13 protein-coding genes are annotated in these 15,543 nt (G+C 70.6%); 5 read left to right on the top strand and 8 right to left on the bottom strand.

What is annotated here, in order from left to right:
* Window position 1: 1 nt before the first annotated feature.
* A complete protein-coding gene (rimP, locus tag H1R19_RS10350; RefSeq protein WP_188329059.1) occupies window positions 2–592 on the bottom strand; it encodes a ribosome maturation factor RimP in 591 nt (196 codons plus the stop codon).
* Window positions 593–731: 139 nt separating this feature from the next.
* Between rimP and H1R19_RS10345 the strand changes: the two genes are divergently transcribed.
* Both H1R19_RS10345 and H1R19_RS10340 read left to right on the top strand, forming a co-directional pair.
* Window positions 732–1,238: a hypothetical protein gene (locus tag H1R19_RS10345; protein WP_219851345.1), complete on the top strand. Its 507-nt coding sequence runs from the start codon at window positions 732–734 to the stop codon at window positions 1,236–1,238.
* Entirely contained in the window at window positions 1,235–1,708 is a 474-nt protein-coding gene (locus tag H1R19_RS10340; RefSeq protein ID WP_188329057.1) for a ferritin-like domain-containing protein, read from the top strand. Before H1R19_RS10345 ends, H1R19_RS10340 begins: the two co-directional genes overlap by 4 nt.
* A gap of 25 nt (window positions 1,709–1,733) precedes the next feature.
* On the opposite strand, the gene H1R19_RS10335 is transcribed toward H1R19_RS10340, so the two are convergent.
* On the bottom strand, window positions 1,734–3,464 hold the full coding sequence (locus tag H1R19_RS10335; protein WP_188329318.1) for a proline--tRNA ligase: 1,731 nt from the start codon (window positions 3,462–3,464) through the stop codon (window positions 1,734–1,736).
* Between H1R19_RS10335 and yaaA the strand changes: the two genes are divergently transcribed.
* A complete protein-coding gene (gene yaaA / locus H1R19_RS10330) occupies window positions 3,463–4,245 on the top strand; it encodes a peroxide stress protein YaaA (protein ID WP_188329056.1) in 783 nt (260 codons plus the stop codon). The genes H1R19_RS10335 and yaaA overlap by 2 nt on opposite strands.
* Before the next feature lie 10 nt (window positions 4,246–4,255).
* On the opposite strand, the gene H1R19_RS10325 is transcribed toward yaaA, so the two are convergent.
* Window positions 4,256–6,487: an alpha/beta hydrolase gene (locus tag H1R19_RS10325; RefSeq protein ID WP_219851344.1), complete on the bottom strand. Its 2,232-nt coding sequence runs from the start codon at window positions 6,485–6,487 to the stop codon at window positions 4,256–4,258.
* A gap of 77 nt (window positions 6,488–6,564) precedes the next feature.
* Entirely contained in the window at window positions 6,565–7,653 is a 1,089-nt protein-coding gene (locus H1R19_RS10320) for a class I SAM-dependent methyltransferase (protein ID WP_188329054.1), read from the bottom strand.
* 133 nt (window positions 7,654–7,786) lie between these two features.
* On the opposite strand from H1R19_RS10320, the gene H1R19_RS10315 reads away from it, so the two are divergent.
* Window positions 7,787–10,498 (top strand): ATP-binding protein, encoded by a 2,712-nt coding sequence (locus tag H1R19_RS10315; protein ID WP_219851343.1) that lies wholly within the window; start codon window positions 7,787–7,789, stop codon window positions 10,496–10,498.
* 19 nt (window positions 10,499–10,517) lie between these two features.
* Here H1R19_RS10315 and H1R19_RS10310 read toward each other — a convergent pair whose 3' ends face one another.
* From H1R19_RS10310 to H1R19_RS10295, 4 genes are read right to left on the bottom strand one after another with little or no spacing between them, the layout of a single operon-like run.
* Window positions 10,518–12,062: an MFS transporter gene (locus tag H1R19_RS10310; protein ID WP_188329052.1), complete on the bottom strand. Its 1,545-nt coding sequence runs from the start codon at window positions 12,060–12,062 to the stop codon at window positions 10,518–10,520.
* Between the two features lie 60 nt (window positions 12,063–12,122).
* A complete protein-coding gene (gene cobA, locus H1R19_RS10305) occupies window positions 12,123–13,367 on the bottom strand; it encodes a uroporphyrinogen-III C-methyltransferase (protein ID WP_219851342.1) in 1,245 nt (414 codons plus the stop codon).
* Window positions 13,368–13,414: 47 nt separating this feature from the next.
* The gene (locus H1R19_RS10300; RefSeq protein ID WP_219851341.1) at window positions 13,415–13,687 is read right to left on the bottom strand and encodes a hypothetical protein; all 273 of its coding nucleotides are present in this window, start codon (window positions 13,685–13,687) and stop codon (window positions 13,415–13,417) included.
* Entirely contained in the window at window positions 13,684–14,694 is a 1,011-nt protein-coding gene (locus H1R19_RS10295; protein WP_188329049.1) for an acyl-ACP desaturase, read from the bottom strand. The genes H1R19_RS10300 and H1R19_RS10295 overlap by 4 nt, the downstream gene beginning before the upstream one ends.
* A 153-nt stretch (window positions 14,695–14,847) precedes the next feature.
* On the opposite strand from H1R19_RS10295, the gene H1R19_RS10290 reads away from it, so the two are divergent.
* Window positions 14,848–15,522: a response regulator gene (locus H1R19_RS10290; protein ID WP_188329048.1), complete on the top strand. Its 675-nt coding sequence runs from the start codon at window positions 14,848–14,850 to the stop codon at window positions 15,520–15,522.
* Window positions 15,523–15,543 lie beyond the last annotated feature (21 nt).

Below are 15,543 nucleotides of genomic sequence, written 5' to 3'. Positions count from 1 at the left end.
TTCACTTGTCCTGCTGCCGCACGGAGCGGCGCTGTTCTATCTCGTCGGCGTCGAGGCCGCACAATTCCAGTTCCCGGGTACTCGGCTGAGAGAAATCGACCTGCACGACAGCCTTGGTGACGGCATCGAGGTCGATCGTCTCCACGGCGATCCGACCGCGATGGTTCACGACGACCTCGACCCGGGTGGCGGGATCGTCGAGCAACCGGCCGATGCGTCCGGTCACGGTCCGGCCCGTCGCGTCCGCGCCCGGCTCGTCGTCGGTGACATCTGGTGCGACATCGATGGCGACCCGACGGCCGACGTTGCGGCGCCAGTGCCGAGGGTGGGTCAGCGGGCGGTCGACGCCACGCGAGGTGACCTCGAGCACGTATGCGAGGTCGGCGAGTTCCGGTGCGGCGTCGAGCGCGTCGGAGATCTCGTTGCTGAGTCCGGCGAGGACGTCGAGGTCGCTTCCGCCGTCGCGGTCGACCACGACCGACACCTCATCCTGCCCGTCCCGGTTGCGCACCTCGACCTCTTCGAGATCGAATCCTCTTCCGGCGACAACCTTTTCGACGAGATCGCGCACTTGCGTCGGGCTGATCGGCATGCCACTCCCCTCGTCTTCAGTTGTCGGGCCGTGCGGGATGTCGCACGTCGTTGCTTCGACACATCCTAGTGGATCGTCGGGTGTGCTCCGACCACCCTCGCGGCGGCGCGCGCCGACCACCCGTGCGGGTGCTGGCATCATGTCCCGGGTGACCCAGCCCCCGATCGACCGCCGCACAGTTCTCCGTGGCGGACTCGTCGCCGGAGTAGCCGTGGCCGGCGCCGGAGTCGTCGGACTTGCCGGATGCAGCACGGGCCCGTCCGAGGAGACACTGCTCGCCGAGTCGCTGACACCCCTGGTCCGATCGGCGCTCGCCGACGAGGCCACCGCGCGCGGCCTTGCCGCCGTCGAATCCGGTTACGCGGCCGCCCTCACCGTGGTCGCCGACCAGCGTGCCCGGCACGCACGAGCGGTCCGTGAGGAGATCACGCGACTCGATCAGGAGGTCGCCGCGTCGATCGACAAGACCCCCGCGACGTCGGCCCCACCCGCGCCCGCGCCGACCCTCGAGCGGTTGCGCGCCGACCTCGGCGCCTCGGGTGAACAGGCGCACGACATCGCGATCACCACCGCCGGGTATCCGGCGGGTCTGGCGGGCTCCATCGCCGCCGCCGTCACCTCGATGCGAGAGGTTCAACTGGCATGACCACACCGATGAGTACCCGTGCGCCCGCCGGCGGGGTGTCCGACGATCCGCTGGCGGTGGCGGCCGACGCCGAGAACGCGGCGATCTTCACCTACGGCGTGATCACCGCCTTCGTGGCGGCCGCCCGCAGACGCACCGTCGCCGAGAACGCCGCGGAGCACCGCGCACGACGCGACGAGATCGACCGCGCCATCGTCGCCGCAGGTGACACGCCGCCCTTACCCGCGGCGGGTTACACGCTGCCGGTCGAGGTCACCGGCCCCGAATCGGCGGCGCGCGCGGCACTCGCCGCCGAGGAGGACTGCGCGCGCGCCTACCGCGCGCTGCTGGAGAAGGCCGGGAACGAGACCGGCCGGCGTATCGGGGTCGACGGGCTCACCGAGTCGGCGGTCCGCGCCGCCGGCTGGCGTGCGGCCCTGCGGGAAACCCCGGTCACGGTCGCGTTCCCGGGGTCCCCCGTCGACGGTTGAGCACTCTGCCGCCGCCCAGGCGATCTCAGGCGCGTGCGGCCGCGATCACGGCATCGACGGCACCGTCGACGGCCACCTCGGCGGCCTCGCCGGTGAACCGGTCCCGGATCTCGATGGTGCCGTTGGCGTAGCCGCGGCCCACCACGACGACGGTCGGCATCCCGAGCAGCTCGGCATCCTTGAACTTCACCCCGGGCGAGGCCTTCCGGTCGTCGAGCAGTACCTCGAGTCCGGCCGCGTCGAGCTCGGCGGCGAGCTTCTCCGCACCGGCCACCGCCGCGGTGTCCTTGTTCGCGATGACGACGTGAACGGCGAACGGCGCCACCGACTTCGGCCAGCGCAGGCCCTTGTCGTCGTGGAACTGCTCGGCGATCACGGCCACCAGGCGCGACACGCCGACGCCGTACGAACCCTGGGTGAGGCGTACCGGCTTGCCGTTCTCGCCGAGGACGTCGACCTCGAAGGCGTCGGTGTACTTCTGGCCGAGCTGGAAGATGTGCCCGATCTCGATTCCCTTGGCGCTGACCAGCACTCCGGCGCCGTCGGGAGACGGGTCGCCGTCACGCACCTCGGCGGCCTCGACGGTGCCGTCGGGGGTGAAGTCCCGGCCGGCCACGAGACCGACGTAGTGACGCCCGGGTGCATCGGCACCGGTGATCCACGACGTCCCGTCGACCACCCGCGGATCGACGAGGTAACGGATTCCGTTGGCGGCCAGACCCTTCGGCCCGATGTAACCCTTGACCAGGAACGGGTTGGCGGCGAAGTCGGCGTCGGTGAGCAACTCGACCTCGGCGGGTTCCACGGAGGCCTCGAGGCGCTTGAGGTCCACCTCGCGGTCGCCGGGCACGCCGACACCGGTGATCTCCCAGTCGCCTCCTGGCGCACGGAGTTTCACCATCACGTTCTTGAGCGTGTCGGCGCCGGTGTACTGCTGGTCGAGGGTCGCGTTCGCCCAGTCCACCAGGGTGTCGATGGTGGGCGTGTCCGGGGTGTCGTGGACCTGCGCGGCGGGCAGGTCGTCGTAGGGCTTCGGTTCCGGGGCCCTCGTGACGACCGCCTCAACATTGGCGGCGTAGCCGGACTCGACGCACCGCACGAAGGTGTCCTCACCGACCTCGGATTCGGCCAGGAACTCCTCGGAGGCGCTCCCGCCCATCGCGCCGGACGTGGCGGCCACGATGACGTATCTGATCTGCAGGCGCTCGAAGATCTTCTGGTAGGCCTCGCGATGGGCGTCATAGGCCCTCTTCAGTCCGTCGTCGTCGAGGTCGAAGGAGTAGGCGTCCTTCATCACGAACTCGCGGCCGCGCAGGATGCCGGCACGGGGCCGTTCCTCGTCGCGGTACTTGGTCTGGATCTGGTACAGGATGACCGGCATGTCCTTGTAGGACGAGTACTCGCTCTTGACGAGGGTGGCGAACAGCTCCTCGTGCGTGGGCCCGAGGAGCATGTCGGCGCCCTTGCGGTCCTTGAGTCGGAACAGTGCATCGCCGTACTCGGTCCAGCGGTTGGTGGTGTCGTACGGCTCACGCGGCAGCAACGCGGGCAGCAGGATCTCCTGACCGCCGATGGCGTTCATCTCCTCGCGGACCACGTTCTCGATCGCCTTGAGTACGCGCAGACCCAGCGGGAGCCACGTGTACACGCCGGGCGCGACGCGGCGGACGTAGCCCGCTCTCACCAGCAACTTGTGGCTCGGCACCTCGGCGTCGGCGGGGTCGTCGCGCAGGGTCCGCAGGAACAGGGTCGACATGCGTGTGATCACGACAAACCAGCTTAGTTATGGTGTTGCGGTGCTCGTCATCCTGCCTCCCTCCGAGACCAAATCCGACGGTGGGCGCGGGGCGCCTCTCGATCTCGACACCCTGTCCTTCCCGGAGCTGAACCCGGTGCGCAAGCGTCTCGGCGAGGCGCTCGTCGCCCTGGCCGCCGACCTCGACGCGAGCCGCACCGCGCTCGGCCTGGGCGCCACGCAGCTCGCCGAGGTCGACCGCAACGCCGACCTGTGGCTCTCGCCCACCCGGCCGGCGATCGAGCGCTACACCGGCGTCCTCTACGACGCCCTCGACCATGCCTCGCTGACCAGGGCGGGCAAGACCAAGGCCGCCGAGCGACTCGCGATCGGCTCCGCCCTCTTCGGCGTCGTCCGTGCCGCCGATCCCATTCCCGCATACCGCCTTTCGGGCGGTTCGAAGCTTCCCGGCATGCCGACCCTGGCGTCGATCTGGAAGCCCGAGCTGTCCCCGGCGCTCGACGCGGTGGACGACTTCGTCGTGGATCTGCGGTCGGGTGTCTACCACCAGCTCGGTCCGGTGCGCGGCGCGGTCACCGCCACGGTCATGACCTCCCAACCCGACGGGTCGCGCAAGGTCGTGAGCCATTTCAACAAGCACTACAAGGGTCTGGTGGCGCGCGAACTGGTCCGCACCCGGCGCAACGTGCGCGATGTCGAGGGACTCGCCGCGGTGCTGTCCGACGCCGGTCAGCGGGTCGAGATCTCCTCCCCCGATCAGATCGTCGTGCTCACCGACTAGTGCCGGCGCGTCAGAGCAGTCCGGCGATCAGGTCGGCGGCCCGGGCCGCGCCGTCGGTCTCCACCGGGCGGTAGTGCACCTCGTCTCGCAAGGTCGCGGCGATCGCCCCGGCCAGCAGGTCGGGGTCGCAGGCGTCTTCGTAGGACATGCAGTGCCCGGCGCCGTAACGCTCCAGCCGGTGCCGGACGTGGATGTTCTGCTCGAAATGGTTGCGCAGCGGCACATAGATGAACGGCCGCCGGTTCACCGTGAGCTCCATGCAGGTGGTGAGCCCGCCCTGCACGACGGCGAGGTCGCAGGCGGCGAGGTGGCGGTACAGGTCGGGCAGGAACCCGCGCACCGTCACCCCGCCCGCCTCGACACCGGGATGCCGGGCGAGCGCGGCCGGATCGATCCGGGGGCCACACACGACGAGGAAGTGCAGGTCGCCGACGAGTCGCCGGGCACGGGGCACGGCGTCGAGCACGCGACACAGCAGCGCCGTCCCCACGCCGGAGCCGCCGACGGTGACCAGGCACAGCTTCTCCTCGGCGCGCAGACCCAAACCGGCGCGCAGCCGTGCCGAGTCCTCCTCGTCGGGCCGGGTGAATCCCGAGACGTAACCGGCGAAGTCGAAGTTCTGCGCGGTCCAGTCGCGGATACGGGGCAGCCCGTCGCCGAAGCTCTCGTCGACGACGTCGTCGGGGTTGCCCACGAATACCGAACGGTCGCGCACCCGCCGGTACCGGGCTCGTTGCTCGATCATCTCGGCGTTGTGGTCGGCGGTGAGCGCCGCCTCCGCGTCCCCGCCGTCCGGCATCGGCAACCAGCCGACGAAGTCGGTCAACCAGGCCAGTGCGAAGCGTTTGAGTTCGGGATTCTCGTGCAGCAGGTGGTCGACGTCCCACGCCTCGTCCGCGACGACCAGGTCGTACGGTGTGCGGCCGGTGACCTCGTCGAAGATCATGAAGTTGGCAACCAGTGTCTCGTCCATCCGCCGGATCGCGGCGAACGCGTTGAGGTCGTGGTCGGCGCATTCGTCCTCGACGTGGCGTGACTCGCTGGCCAGATACCGCGAGGCCGGGTGCACCGTTTCGCCGGCGTCGGCGAGCATCCGGGTCACCGGGTCCTGGGCCAGCCAGTCGACCTGCAGATCGGGGTGACGCTCGCGCAGTTCGGCGGCGACCGCCAGGTCCCGGCGGGCGTGACCGAGCCCGATCGGAGACGACAGGTACAGGGCGCGGCGCCGCCGGCTGCGCGATCGCGTCCAGCTGCTGGTGCCCGGCGAAGGTGACTGCGGCGCAACCCGTTCGGCGAACTCGTGGATCAGATGGTTGACCCGTACCGGCTCACGGCCCGGCACACCGTGACCGACACCGTCGAGCACCGTCAGCGCACCACCGGTCAGTTCGGCCAGCCGGCCTGCAATCCCGACCGGGCGCACACGATCCTCGCTCCCGTGGATCACCAGGACCGGGCACCGTAGGCGTTCACAGAGCGGTTCGAGTGGGGTCGCCACGGCACCGTGCAGCCCGAGGCGTCCGGCGGTGGCGTCGGCGAGGGTGCCGGCGGCGATGTCGCCCGCCCAGCCGATGAAGTCCTCCTTCTGCTTGGTGGAGTGCGGTTCGTGATACATCCGCTCGGCGAAGAACTCGACGAAGTCCTCGTATCCGCCGGCGCTGCGCCAGTGGTGCTCGTTGTATTTCGCCCACCCGCGCGCCGAGTCCAGACGCTTGTCGAAGGCGAACGCGTCCCGCTCGGGGCTGGGTACCGACAGTCCGCACGACGGTGCGATCGCGACCAGTCCGGTGACCCGATCGGGGTGGCCGGCCGCCACGTGTACCGACCAGGCCACCCCGCACGAAAAGCCCACCAGCACAGCCTCGTCGGTGCCGGTGGCGTCCAGCACCGCGACCGCGTCGGCCGCGTAGTTTTCGTCGGTGTACGCCGCCGCCCCGACCGGCCGACCGGACCGGCCGCTGCCGCGGCCGTCGAAGGTCACCACCCGGTGGTGGCGGGCGAGGTAGGGCACCTGCAGCTTCCAGATCCGGGAGTCGACGATCGACCACGTCGGCAGCAGCACGATCGTCGGCGCGCCCGCCTCGTGAACGCCCGCCTCACAGACGGCCTCGTAGACATCGAAGGCCAGCGAAACCCCTTCGCGCAGCACCGAACCCGACCGATCCGGAGGACGCGGGCGGTGCCGCGCCACCCCGGACGGCTGCGCCTGCGCACGGATCGGGTGGATGGTCTGAGCTGACATGGGTCCCCGGTCTCCTCCCTGGGGTTCGCCTGCTCCCAGTGTCCTCCGGCGAGAGCGCGACGTCACGGTTTCGCGGCTCAGGATCTGACCTCGAAGACCTGGTGGAAGGGTGTCTGCGCCACCCGGTCGAAGCGCGTGAACCCCGCGGAGGTGGTCACCGCCCGGATCTTCGACGGTCCGGCCTGCGTACCGAGCGCGAGCCCTACATCCTGGGACAGCGACGCGGGTGTGCACAGCAGCGTCGAGAATCCGTAGTAGGCGCGGCCGACGGCGTGCAGGTTGTCCTCCACGTGGTCACCGGCGATCGGTTCGACGACCATCCAGGTTCCGTCGGGATCCAGCGCGCGGCGTACGTGTTCGGCCGCGCCGACCGGATCGCCCATGTCGTGCAGGCAGTCGAACATCGTCACCAGGCCGTGACCGGTGCCGGAGAAGCCGTCCGCCGGGGCCACCTCGAAGCTGACCCGGTCGGCGACCCCGGCCGCCGCGGCACGCTCCCGGGCGATGGCCACCGACTCCGGATGATAATCCGAGCCGACGAAGGTCGACGCCGGAAACGACTGTGCCATCAGGATTGTCGACGCGCCGTGGCCGCATCCGACATCGGCGACGGTGGTGCCCTCGGTGAGCCGGTCGACCACGCCGTCGAGCGCCGGCAGCCACTCGGAGATCAGGTGAGCGTGATAGCTCGGACGGAAGAACCGCTCGCACCCGATGTGGACATCGGAGTCGTGCTCGTGCCAGCCGTAGCCGGCTCCGCTGCGGGCCGCCTCGATCACATGCGCGGTGTCATGGACGGTGCCCAGCGCGATCTGGAAGAAGCCGGGCAGGAACGCCGGGCTGTTCTCGTCGGTGAGCGCGACGGCGTGCTCGGGCGGCAGCGTGTACGTACCGTTCCCGGGGTCGTAGGTCACGAAGCCGCCGGCCGCCTGGGCGTTGAGCCATTCGCGGGCGTAGGGCTCGGCGGTGCCGGTGCGTTCGGCGAGGGCGGCCGGTGTGGTGGCGCCGTGCGCCGCCAGATCGCGGTAGTAGCCGAGCTTGTCGCCCAGCACCACCAGTGCCGCGTTCAGGGTGGCGCCCACCTCGTCCACCGCCCGGAACACGAACTGCATCAGTCTGTCCGGATCGATGGCGGCCGCCTCTGTCGCCTCGTGCGTGGTGGTCATGATCGTCTCCTCTGGTCTTCGCGGACCCCTCGGTCGAGGGGCTCCTCTGGACAGTTCGAACCTAGGATTTCCGTGTCCTCCGCCGCGTCCGGTGACCCCCCTGGTCTCGGGTCCGCGGACCTAGACTCGGTGGGTGGTTCTCGGACGGGCACGCGAACAGCTGGCCATCGACCGGGTCGTGTCCGCGGCCCGGATCGGCACCAGCGGCGTCCTCGCGCTGACCGGTGAGCCGGGTGTCGGGAAGACCGCGCTGCTGCGCTGGACCCTGACCCGACTCGACGGGTTCCGGGTGTTGCGCGCCGTCGGCACCGAACCCGAACGCGAGGTTCCCTTCGCCGGCCTCCTCGGTCTCCTGAGGCCCGCCCTGCACCTGATGGACGGGATCGCCGCACCCCAGGCCCGGGCGCTGGCGATGGCGCTGGCACTCGAGGAGGGTGAGGCCGGGGACCGCTTCGCGATCGGCGCGGCAACCCTGAGCCTGCTGTCCCGCTACGCCGACGACGGGCCCGTCGCGGTGCTCGTCGACGACCTCCAGTGGATCGACGGCCCGTCGGTGGACGCGTTGCTGTTCGCGGCCCGCAGGCTCAGCGCCGATCCGATAGCCGTCGTGCTCGCCGGTCGCGAGGACGAGGTCGGCGAGGTACTGGCCGGAGTCGACGAAGTGCGCCTGTCCGGGATCGACCGGGCCGGGGTGCGCGCGCTCGTGGACTCCCTCACCGGAGCGCCGGTGAACGAGGAGTGGGTGACGCGCGTGTTCGAGCTCACCGGCGGGAACCCGCTGGCGGTGGCCGAACTCGCGGTGAACCCCGATGCGCTCCCGCCGCGGGCCTCGGCGGTGCCTGCGACCCTGTCCGCCTCACTCGTCGATGCGTTCTCCCGGCGGTTGCGGCCGCTCGACGACACCACCCGCGCGGTGCTCCTGGTCGCGGTCATCTGCAACGGCGATCTCCGGCTGACCGGCGTGGTCTGTGCGGCGTCGGACCTGGACCCGGGCCGGCTCGCGCTGGCCGCCGACGCCGGGCTCGTCGAGGTCACCGGTGGTGAGATCACCTTCCGGCACCCGCTGGTGCGATCGGCGATCTACCGCGACGCCGCACCGGACCGGCGTCGTTCGGTACACGCCGCGGTTGCCGCGGCGCTACCTGCCGAGGACGTCGATCGTCGTGCCTGGCACCTCGCCGAGGCGCTGTGGGCTCCGGACGCCGAGGCCGCGGCGCTCCTGCACTCCGCGGGCGAGCGTGCCGCGGATCGTTCCGCGTGGTCCGTGGCCTCGGCGGCCTACGAACGGGCCGCCCGGCTCAGTCCCACCGCCGAGTCGGCGAACGGGCGCCTGCTGGCCGCGGCCTCGGCCGCCTGGTCGGCCGGGCACGGTCCCCGCGCGCTGGCGCTGCTGGACGAGCTGACCGCCGCGCCGCGATCCGGCACCGAGGTGCAGGCGCTCGAGCTGCGCGCCGTGATCGCGGCGCGCAGCGGTTCGTTGCGTGAGGGCATCACCCTGCTGGAGCGGGCCGCACTCGCCGGCGATTCACCCGACACGCGTGCCCGACTGCTGGCCGAGGCGATGCATGCGAACTTCTTCCTCGCCGACGGCACGGTGACCCGCAGGCTCGTCGGACCGTTGAGCGAGGCGCTGGCCGGCGCCACGACCGCCCGTGCCCGCGCGATGGGCACGCTCGCTCTGGGAGTGGCCAAGGTCCTCGCGGGCACCGGCGGCATCGCCGAGCTGCGCGCAGTCGTCCCGCTCCTCGCCGACAACCCGGAGTTGCATGGCGACGAGTACGACACCTCGTGGTTGCTCTATGCGCCGCTGTTCCTCCGCGACACCGGCACCGGGCGCGGATTGCGCGCCCGCATCGAAGATGCGCGCGGGCGGGCGGGCGTGGGCGTCCTGCCCGGGCTGCTCTTCCAGGTGGCGCGCGACGGCGCCACCTCCGATGCGTGGCACCGGGCCGCGGCGGACTACACCGAGGCGATCCGGCTGGCCCGCGACACCGGGCAGACCACGGAACTGGCCATGGGTCTGGCCGGCCTGGCCTGGTTGCAGGCACGCACCGGCCAGGACGACGACTGCCGGACCCATGCACAGCAGGCCCTGGCACTGGGCCACGACCGGGAGATCCGCGCCGCGCAGATGTGGGCACTGCTCGCACTCGGCGACCTCGCCCTGGCCGGGACCGATGTGCAGGAGACGCTCCGGCGGCTCCGGGCCGTCGACGAGCTCCTCACCGAGAGGGGCGTGGACGATCCCGATCTCTCGCCACACCCCGATCTGGTCGACACGCTGCTGCGGCTGGGGCGTCCGGCGGAGGCGACGCGGCTGGCGCACGATCATCTGCTCGCGGCCGACCGGAAGGGCCAGCCGTGGTCGCGGGCGCGGGCGAGGCGAGCTGTCGGGCTGGTCACCCCCGACTTCGACGAACCGTTCGGTCAGGCGCTCGACCTGCACGCCGACACCCCGGACGTGTTCGAGACCGCCCGCACAGAGCTGGCCTTCGGCGAACGGTTGCGCCGCGATGCGCGCCGCGTCGAGGCCCGCCGCCACCTGCGCGAGGCGTTGCGCACCTTCTCCGGACTCGGTGCCGAGCCGTGGGCCGACCGGGCCGCCACCGAACTCGACCTCACCGGGGAACGGGTGGAACACCGCCCGCTCGGCGGTGTCGCCGCACTCACGCCACAGGAATTGCAGGTGGGTTTGCTTCTCGCCGACGGGCGCACCACCCGGGAGGCCGCGGCGGCGCTGTTCCTCAGCCCGAAGACCGTCGAATACCACCTGCGCAAGGTCTATCGGAAACTGGGCATCCGCTCCCGCGCCGAGTTGTCGGAGGCGGTCACGTCCGCATGCTGATCCCGCCGGCGTCGAGTTGCTAGCCGGACTGCTGGGGATCAGACGGGTTGGGACCGACGCCGGCGTCGGCGGCCTCCTGGGCCGCCTGCCCCTCGGCGACCTGCTCGGGCGTGAAGCGCATGAACAGCACGACGATCGCCGCGAGGACGGCGATCCCCGCACACGCGGCGAAGGCGAGTCCGTAACCGTCGGCCTGTGCGGCGAGCTGCGTCGCGTTCATCTCCTCGACGGGCGCGGTGGTGCCCCCCTGCGACAGCGCGCGCGAGGTCACCATCGCGCCGACGACGACAAGGCCGATCGCACCGCCGAGGTTCTGCGCGACCTGGGCCAGTGCTGTCAGCGGCCCGATCTCGTTGGTACCGACCCCTGCCACCACCGACAGCGTCAGCGGGATCACGGCCAGGCCGACGCCGAAGCCGATCACGATCACCGGGATGAAGATGCTCGGGAAGTAGCTCGGCGAGCCGGTGGCGATCGACGATGCGTAGAGACAGCCGACGAGGATCACCGCGCCGCCGACGAGCACCAGCCAGCGCGGCTGGACCATCAGGGCCAGCTTCGAGGCGATGGCCGCGGCGATGCCGAGGCCGAAGGCGAACGGCACCACGGCAAGACCGCTCTGGATCGGCGAGTACTGCAGGATGCCCTGCAGGTACAGCGAGATGAACACGGCCATGCACATCATGATCATGCTGGCGAACAGGATCGCGAGCAGCGCGGCGACGCGCGAGGTGTTGTCGAAGAGCGAGAACGGCAGGATCGGGTTGCGGGCCCGGCGCTCGACCACGACGAAGGCGACGAGTGCGGCCGCACCGAGGACGAAGGCGCCCACGACAACCGGGGAACCCCACCCGTTGGGGCCCTCGTTGACGGCGAGTACCAGCAGCGTGCAGCCCAGCGTGCCGAGGACCGCGCCGGGCACGTCGAGTGGCAACCGCTGCCCCTGGGATTCGCGCAGCGCGACCACCGCGCCCGCGACGACGGCCAGACCGAGCGGCACGTTGATCAGGAACACCAGGCGCCACGACACCTCGGTGAGCACACCGCCGAGGATCAGTCCCGCGACCGATCCGACACCGGTCATCGCCGCGTAGATCGCGAACGCCTGGCTCCGGGGCTTGCCCGGCGCGAAGGTCGTCGCGACCAGGGCCATCGCGGTGGGCGCCGCGATCGCCGCCGATGCACCCTGCAGGGCACGACCGGCGAGCAGACTCGCCTCGTTCCACGCCAGCCCGCACAGCAGCGAGGTAAGGGTGAAGGCCACCACGCCGACGATGAACATGCGTTTGCGACCGAAGGTGTCACCGAGACGACCGCCGAGCAGCATGAGCCCGCCGAAGGCCAGGACGTAACTGCTGATCACCCAGTTGGCGCTCGACTCCGACAGCGTCAGCGCGTCACGGATACGCGGGAGCGCCAGCGCGGCCACGGTGCCGTCGAGCACCATGAGCAGCTGCATACCGGACAGCACCAGGATCGGCAGACCGAACACCGGACGGAACTGCGCTGTGCCACCTTCTCCAGGGTTCACGGTTCCAGTGTTCACGGTTCCCGATCTCGACATAGGTTTCGACGGTACCGGCCCACCACTTCGACATGCCAATCCCCGTTGGCATGCCCGCGGTCAGGACCCTTCGGTGAAGGCCGCCACGTCGCCGATGACGACGATGGCCGGCGGCCGCAGTCCCTCGGCGTCGGCAACCGCGCCGGCGTGCGCGAGGTCGGTCCGCAGCAGTCGCTGGGTGGGCAGCGACCCGTTCTCGATCATGGCGACCGGGGTGTCGGCGGGACGACCGCCTTCGAGTAGCGCGTCGGCGAAGACCTCGACGCGTTCGACTGCCATCATCAGCACCAGCGTGCCGCGCAACCTGCCCATCGCCGACCAGTCGATCAGCGAGTCGGGGTGGCCCGGCGGCACATGCCCGGAGGCGATGACCACCTCATGTGTCACACCGCGGTGGGTCACCGGGATGCCCGCCGCGGCCGGGGCCGCGATCGAGCTGCTGATGCCGGGCACGACGGTCACCGGCACCCCGGCGGCCACGCACGCCTGCAGCTCCTCGAAACCGCGCCCGTAGACATAGGGGTCACCGCCCTTGAGCCGGACGACGAACTTGCCCTCCTTCGCCTTCTCGACGAGGACGTCGTTGATCGCCTCCTGCTTCATCGCGCGGCCGTAGGGCACCTTCGCGGCGTCGATGATTTCGACCTGCGGGCCCAGTTCGGCGAGCAGCGCGGGCGGGGCGAGACGGTCGGCGACGACGACGTCGGCCTCGGCGAGAAGCCGCTGTCCGCGCACGGTGATGAGGTCGGGATCGCCGGGACCGCCGCCGACGAGTGCGACACCGGCGGCATGGGGGGCGGCGTCGTCAACGGCCAGCGAGCCGTCGGCGAGGGCGCGGCTGATCGCGGCGCGCAGGGACGCCGACAGCTTGTGGTCGCCGCCGGCGAGGACGCCGAACTGCACATCGCGGTAGCGCCCGGATGCGGGGGTGACCGCGGTGCCGTATCGGGCGTCGTCGGCACGCACGCAGAACGTGTGGCGGCTTTCTGCCTCGGCGACGACGGCGGCGTTCACCTCGGGGTCGTCGGTGCAGGCCATCACGTACCAGGCGCCCTCGAGATCGCCTGCGGCGTAACGGCGCCGGGCGACGCTGAGGCCCGGGAAGGACTCGACCGCGGGTGTCGGGTCGACCGCGATGACGTGCACGTCGGCACCGGCCGCGACGAGGTTGGGCAGGCGTCGCTGCGCCACGGACCCGCCGCCCACCACGACGACCTTGCGGCCCTCGAGATCGAGGCCGACCAGATAGTGCCCCACCCCGGCGGTACGGGGGTCGGCATCGGGCGTGGACTCAGGCGCGGACATGGGAGCAGAGACTACCGGCAGCGCCCCCGACCTACAGCGCCCCCGACCTAGAGCGGCAGTTCGCCTGTCGCGCGGATGTGTGCCCAGACGTCGGCGGCGGGCACCCCGAGGCGGTGTGCGGCGGCTTCGAGGAGCGCACCGAGCAACTGCGAGCTGCAATAGGCGGCCGCGAGCGCATCGTCGGCGTTGACCCGGATCTCGTTCCACCACGACGGGTTGTGATCGGCCGCGGCCTCGGCCATCGCGATCGCGGTGGAGAAGTCGGCGCGCAGCGCGGTTCGCCCGGCCGGTTCGGTGAGGGCCGGTTCGGTGAGGGTCATGCCAGTCCCTTCGCCTTCTGCCGTTGCAGGGCTCGCTCGCGCGACTCCTCGAACTTGCGCACCTTGATGTCCATCTGACCGAGGAAGTCGGCGAGGAGTTCGCGGTAGTGCTCCCCCAGCGGGCCGAAGTCCTCCCGCTCGAAGATCCGCCACTTGCGCAGCACCGGCATCACCACGTCCGACATGTGTTGCGGCAGATCGTAGATGCCGCCCTTGGCGATGAGTACCGCGTTGCGCCGGAAGTTCGGCATGGTCGCCCCGGGCATCTGGAAGTTGGAGACGATCGCATAGATCGCGGCCATCGCCTGGTCGGGCACGAGGTCGAGCGCCCCGGCGACGATGTTGCGGTAGAAGAGCATGTGCAGGTTCTCGTCGGCGGCGACGCGCTGCAGCATCTTGTCGGCGATCGGGTCGCCGCATGCCTTGCCTGTGTTGCGGTGCGAGACACGGGTGGCGAGTTCCTGGAAGCTGACGTAGGCGACCGCGAAGAGCATGTCGAAGCTGTGGTCACGCTGACCGTCGTCCTCGGGAAGCGGATTGAATCCCGAGGTCATGTGCTGCATGCGCAGTTCCTCGAGTTCCACCGGGTCGACGCCGCGGGTCACCACGAGGTAGTCGCGCATGACCACCGAGTGGCGGTTCTCCTCGGCGGTCCAGCGGCCCACCCACCAGCCCCACGCGTCGTCGAGGCCGAAGTTGTCGGCGATCACCCGGTGGTACGACGGCAGGTTGTCCTCGGTGAGCAGGTTGGTGATCATGGCGGCCTTGGCGACGTCGGACAGCTGCGACTGCGACGGGTCCCAGTCGTCGCCGCCGAGTGCGGCGAAGTTGCGTCCGTCGTCCCACGGCACGTAGTCGTGCGGGTGCCAGTCCCGGGTCATCTTCATGTGCCGCTCGACCTCGGTCTCGCAGACCGGCAGCAGTTCGCGCAGCAGGTCCGCGCCGGTCATCGCGCCGTGGCCCAGTTCGGCGTTCCGCAGTTCGGGTGGTCCGATGAGGGTGGTCACATGATCTCCTGGTCTTGCGTGGAAGTGCGTCGGGAGACAAGTCTCCTCGCCGGCGCCGGCGTGCTCGTGAGGCCAAGGTCCCGCATCCGGTGGGTCCGACGTCGGGTGTTGTCCCGGCCCGACGTCCCCGGCGGGCAGGTGTATTTTCGACCCATGTCCCCCGATCCGGCCCAGCCCGCGAGCACTCCGGTCCGCGCCTATCTCGTCGATGACCACGAACTCGTCCGGCGCGGTCTACGCGACCTGCTGGGCACAGCCGGCGACATCGAGGTCGTCGGCGAGGCGGCGTCGGCGGGTGAGGCGCTCGTCGGAATCCTGGCGTCCAAGCCCGATGTCGCGGTGCTCGACGTGCGGCTCCCCGACGGCAACGGCGTGGAGTTGTGCCGCGACGTGCGGGCCGCCGAACCGACCGTCAAATGTCTGATGCTCACCAGTTACGCCGACGACGACGCCCTGCTAGCCGCGGTCCTCGCCGGGGCGTCGGGCTTCGTGCTCAAGCAGATCCTCGGGCACAACCTGGTCGCCGCCGTCCGCACCGTGGGACGCGGCGGCTCACTGCTCGACGACCGTTCCACCGCCGCCCTGCTCGCCAAGCTGCGCGACGGCAAGCAGACCGCGGATCCGCTCGCCGAGCTGACACATCAGGAGCGCGAGGTGTTCGCGCTCATCGGCGAGGGCTTGACCAATCGCCAGATCGCCGAGCGGATGTTCTTGGCGGAGAAGACGATCAAGAACTATGTGTCGCGCATCCTCGGCAAGCTCGACATGCAGCGCCGCACCCAGGTCGCGGTGATGGCCGCCAAGCTGCACGAGGGCAGGAACCAGTAGGTACGCCGGCTCACCCCGCCC

The sequence above is a fragment of the Gordonia jinghuaiqii genome, from assembly GCF_014041935.1.
GTDB classification, from domain to species: Bacteria; Actinomycetota; Actinomycetes; order Mycobacteriales; family Mycobacteriaceae; genus Gordonia; species Gordonia jinghuaiqii.
Note: the sequence above shows the minus strand (reverse complement) of the source record. Positions and strands in the feature narration are given on the sequence as shown.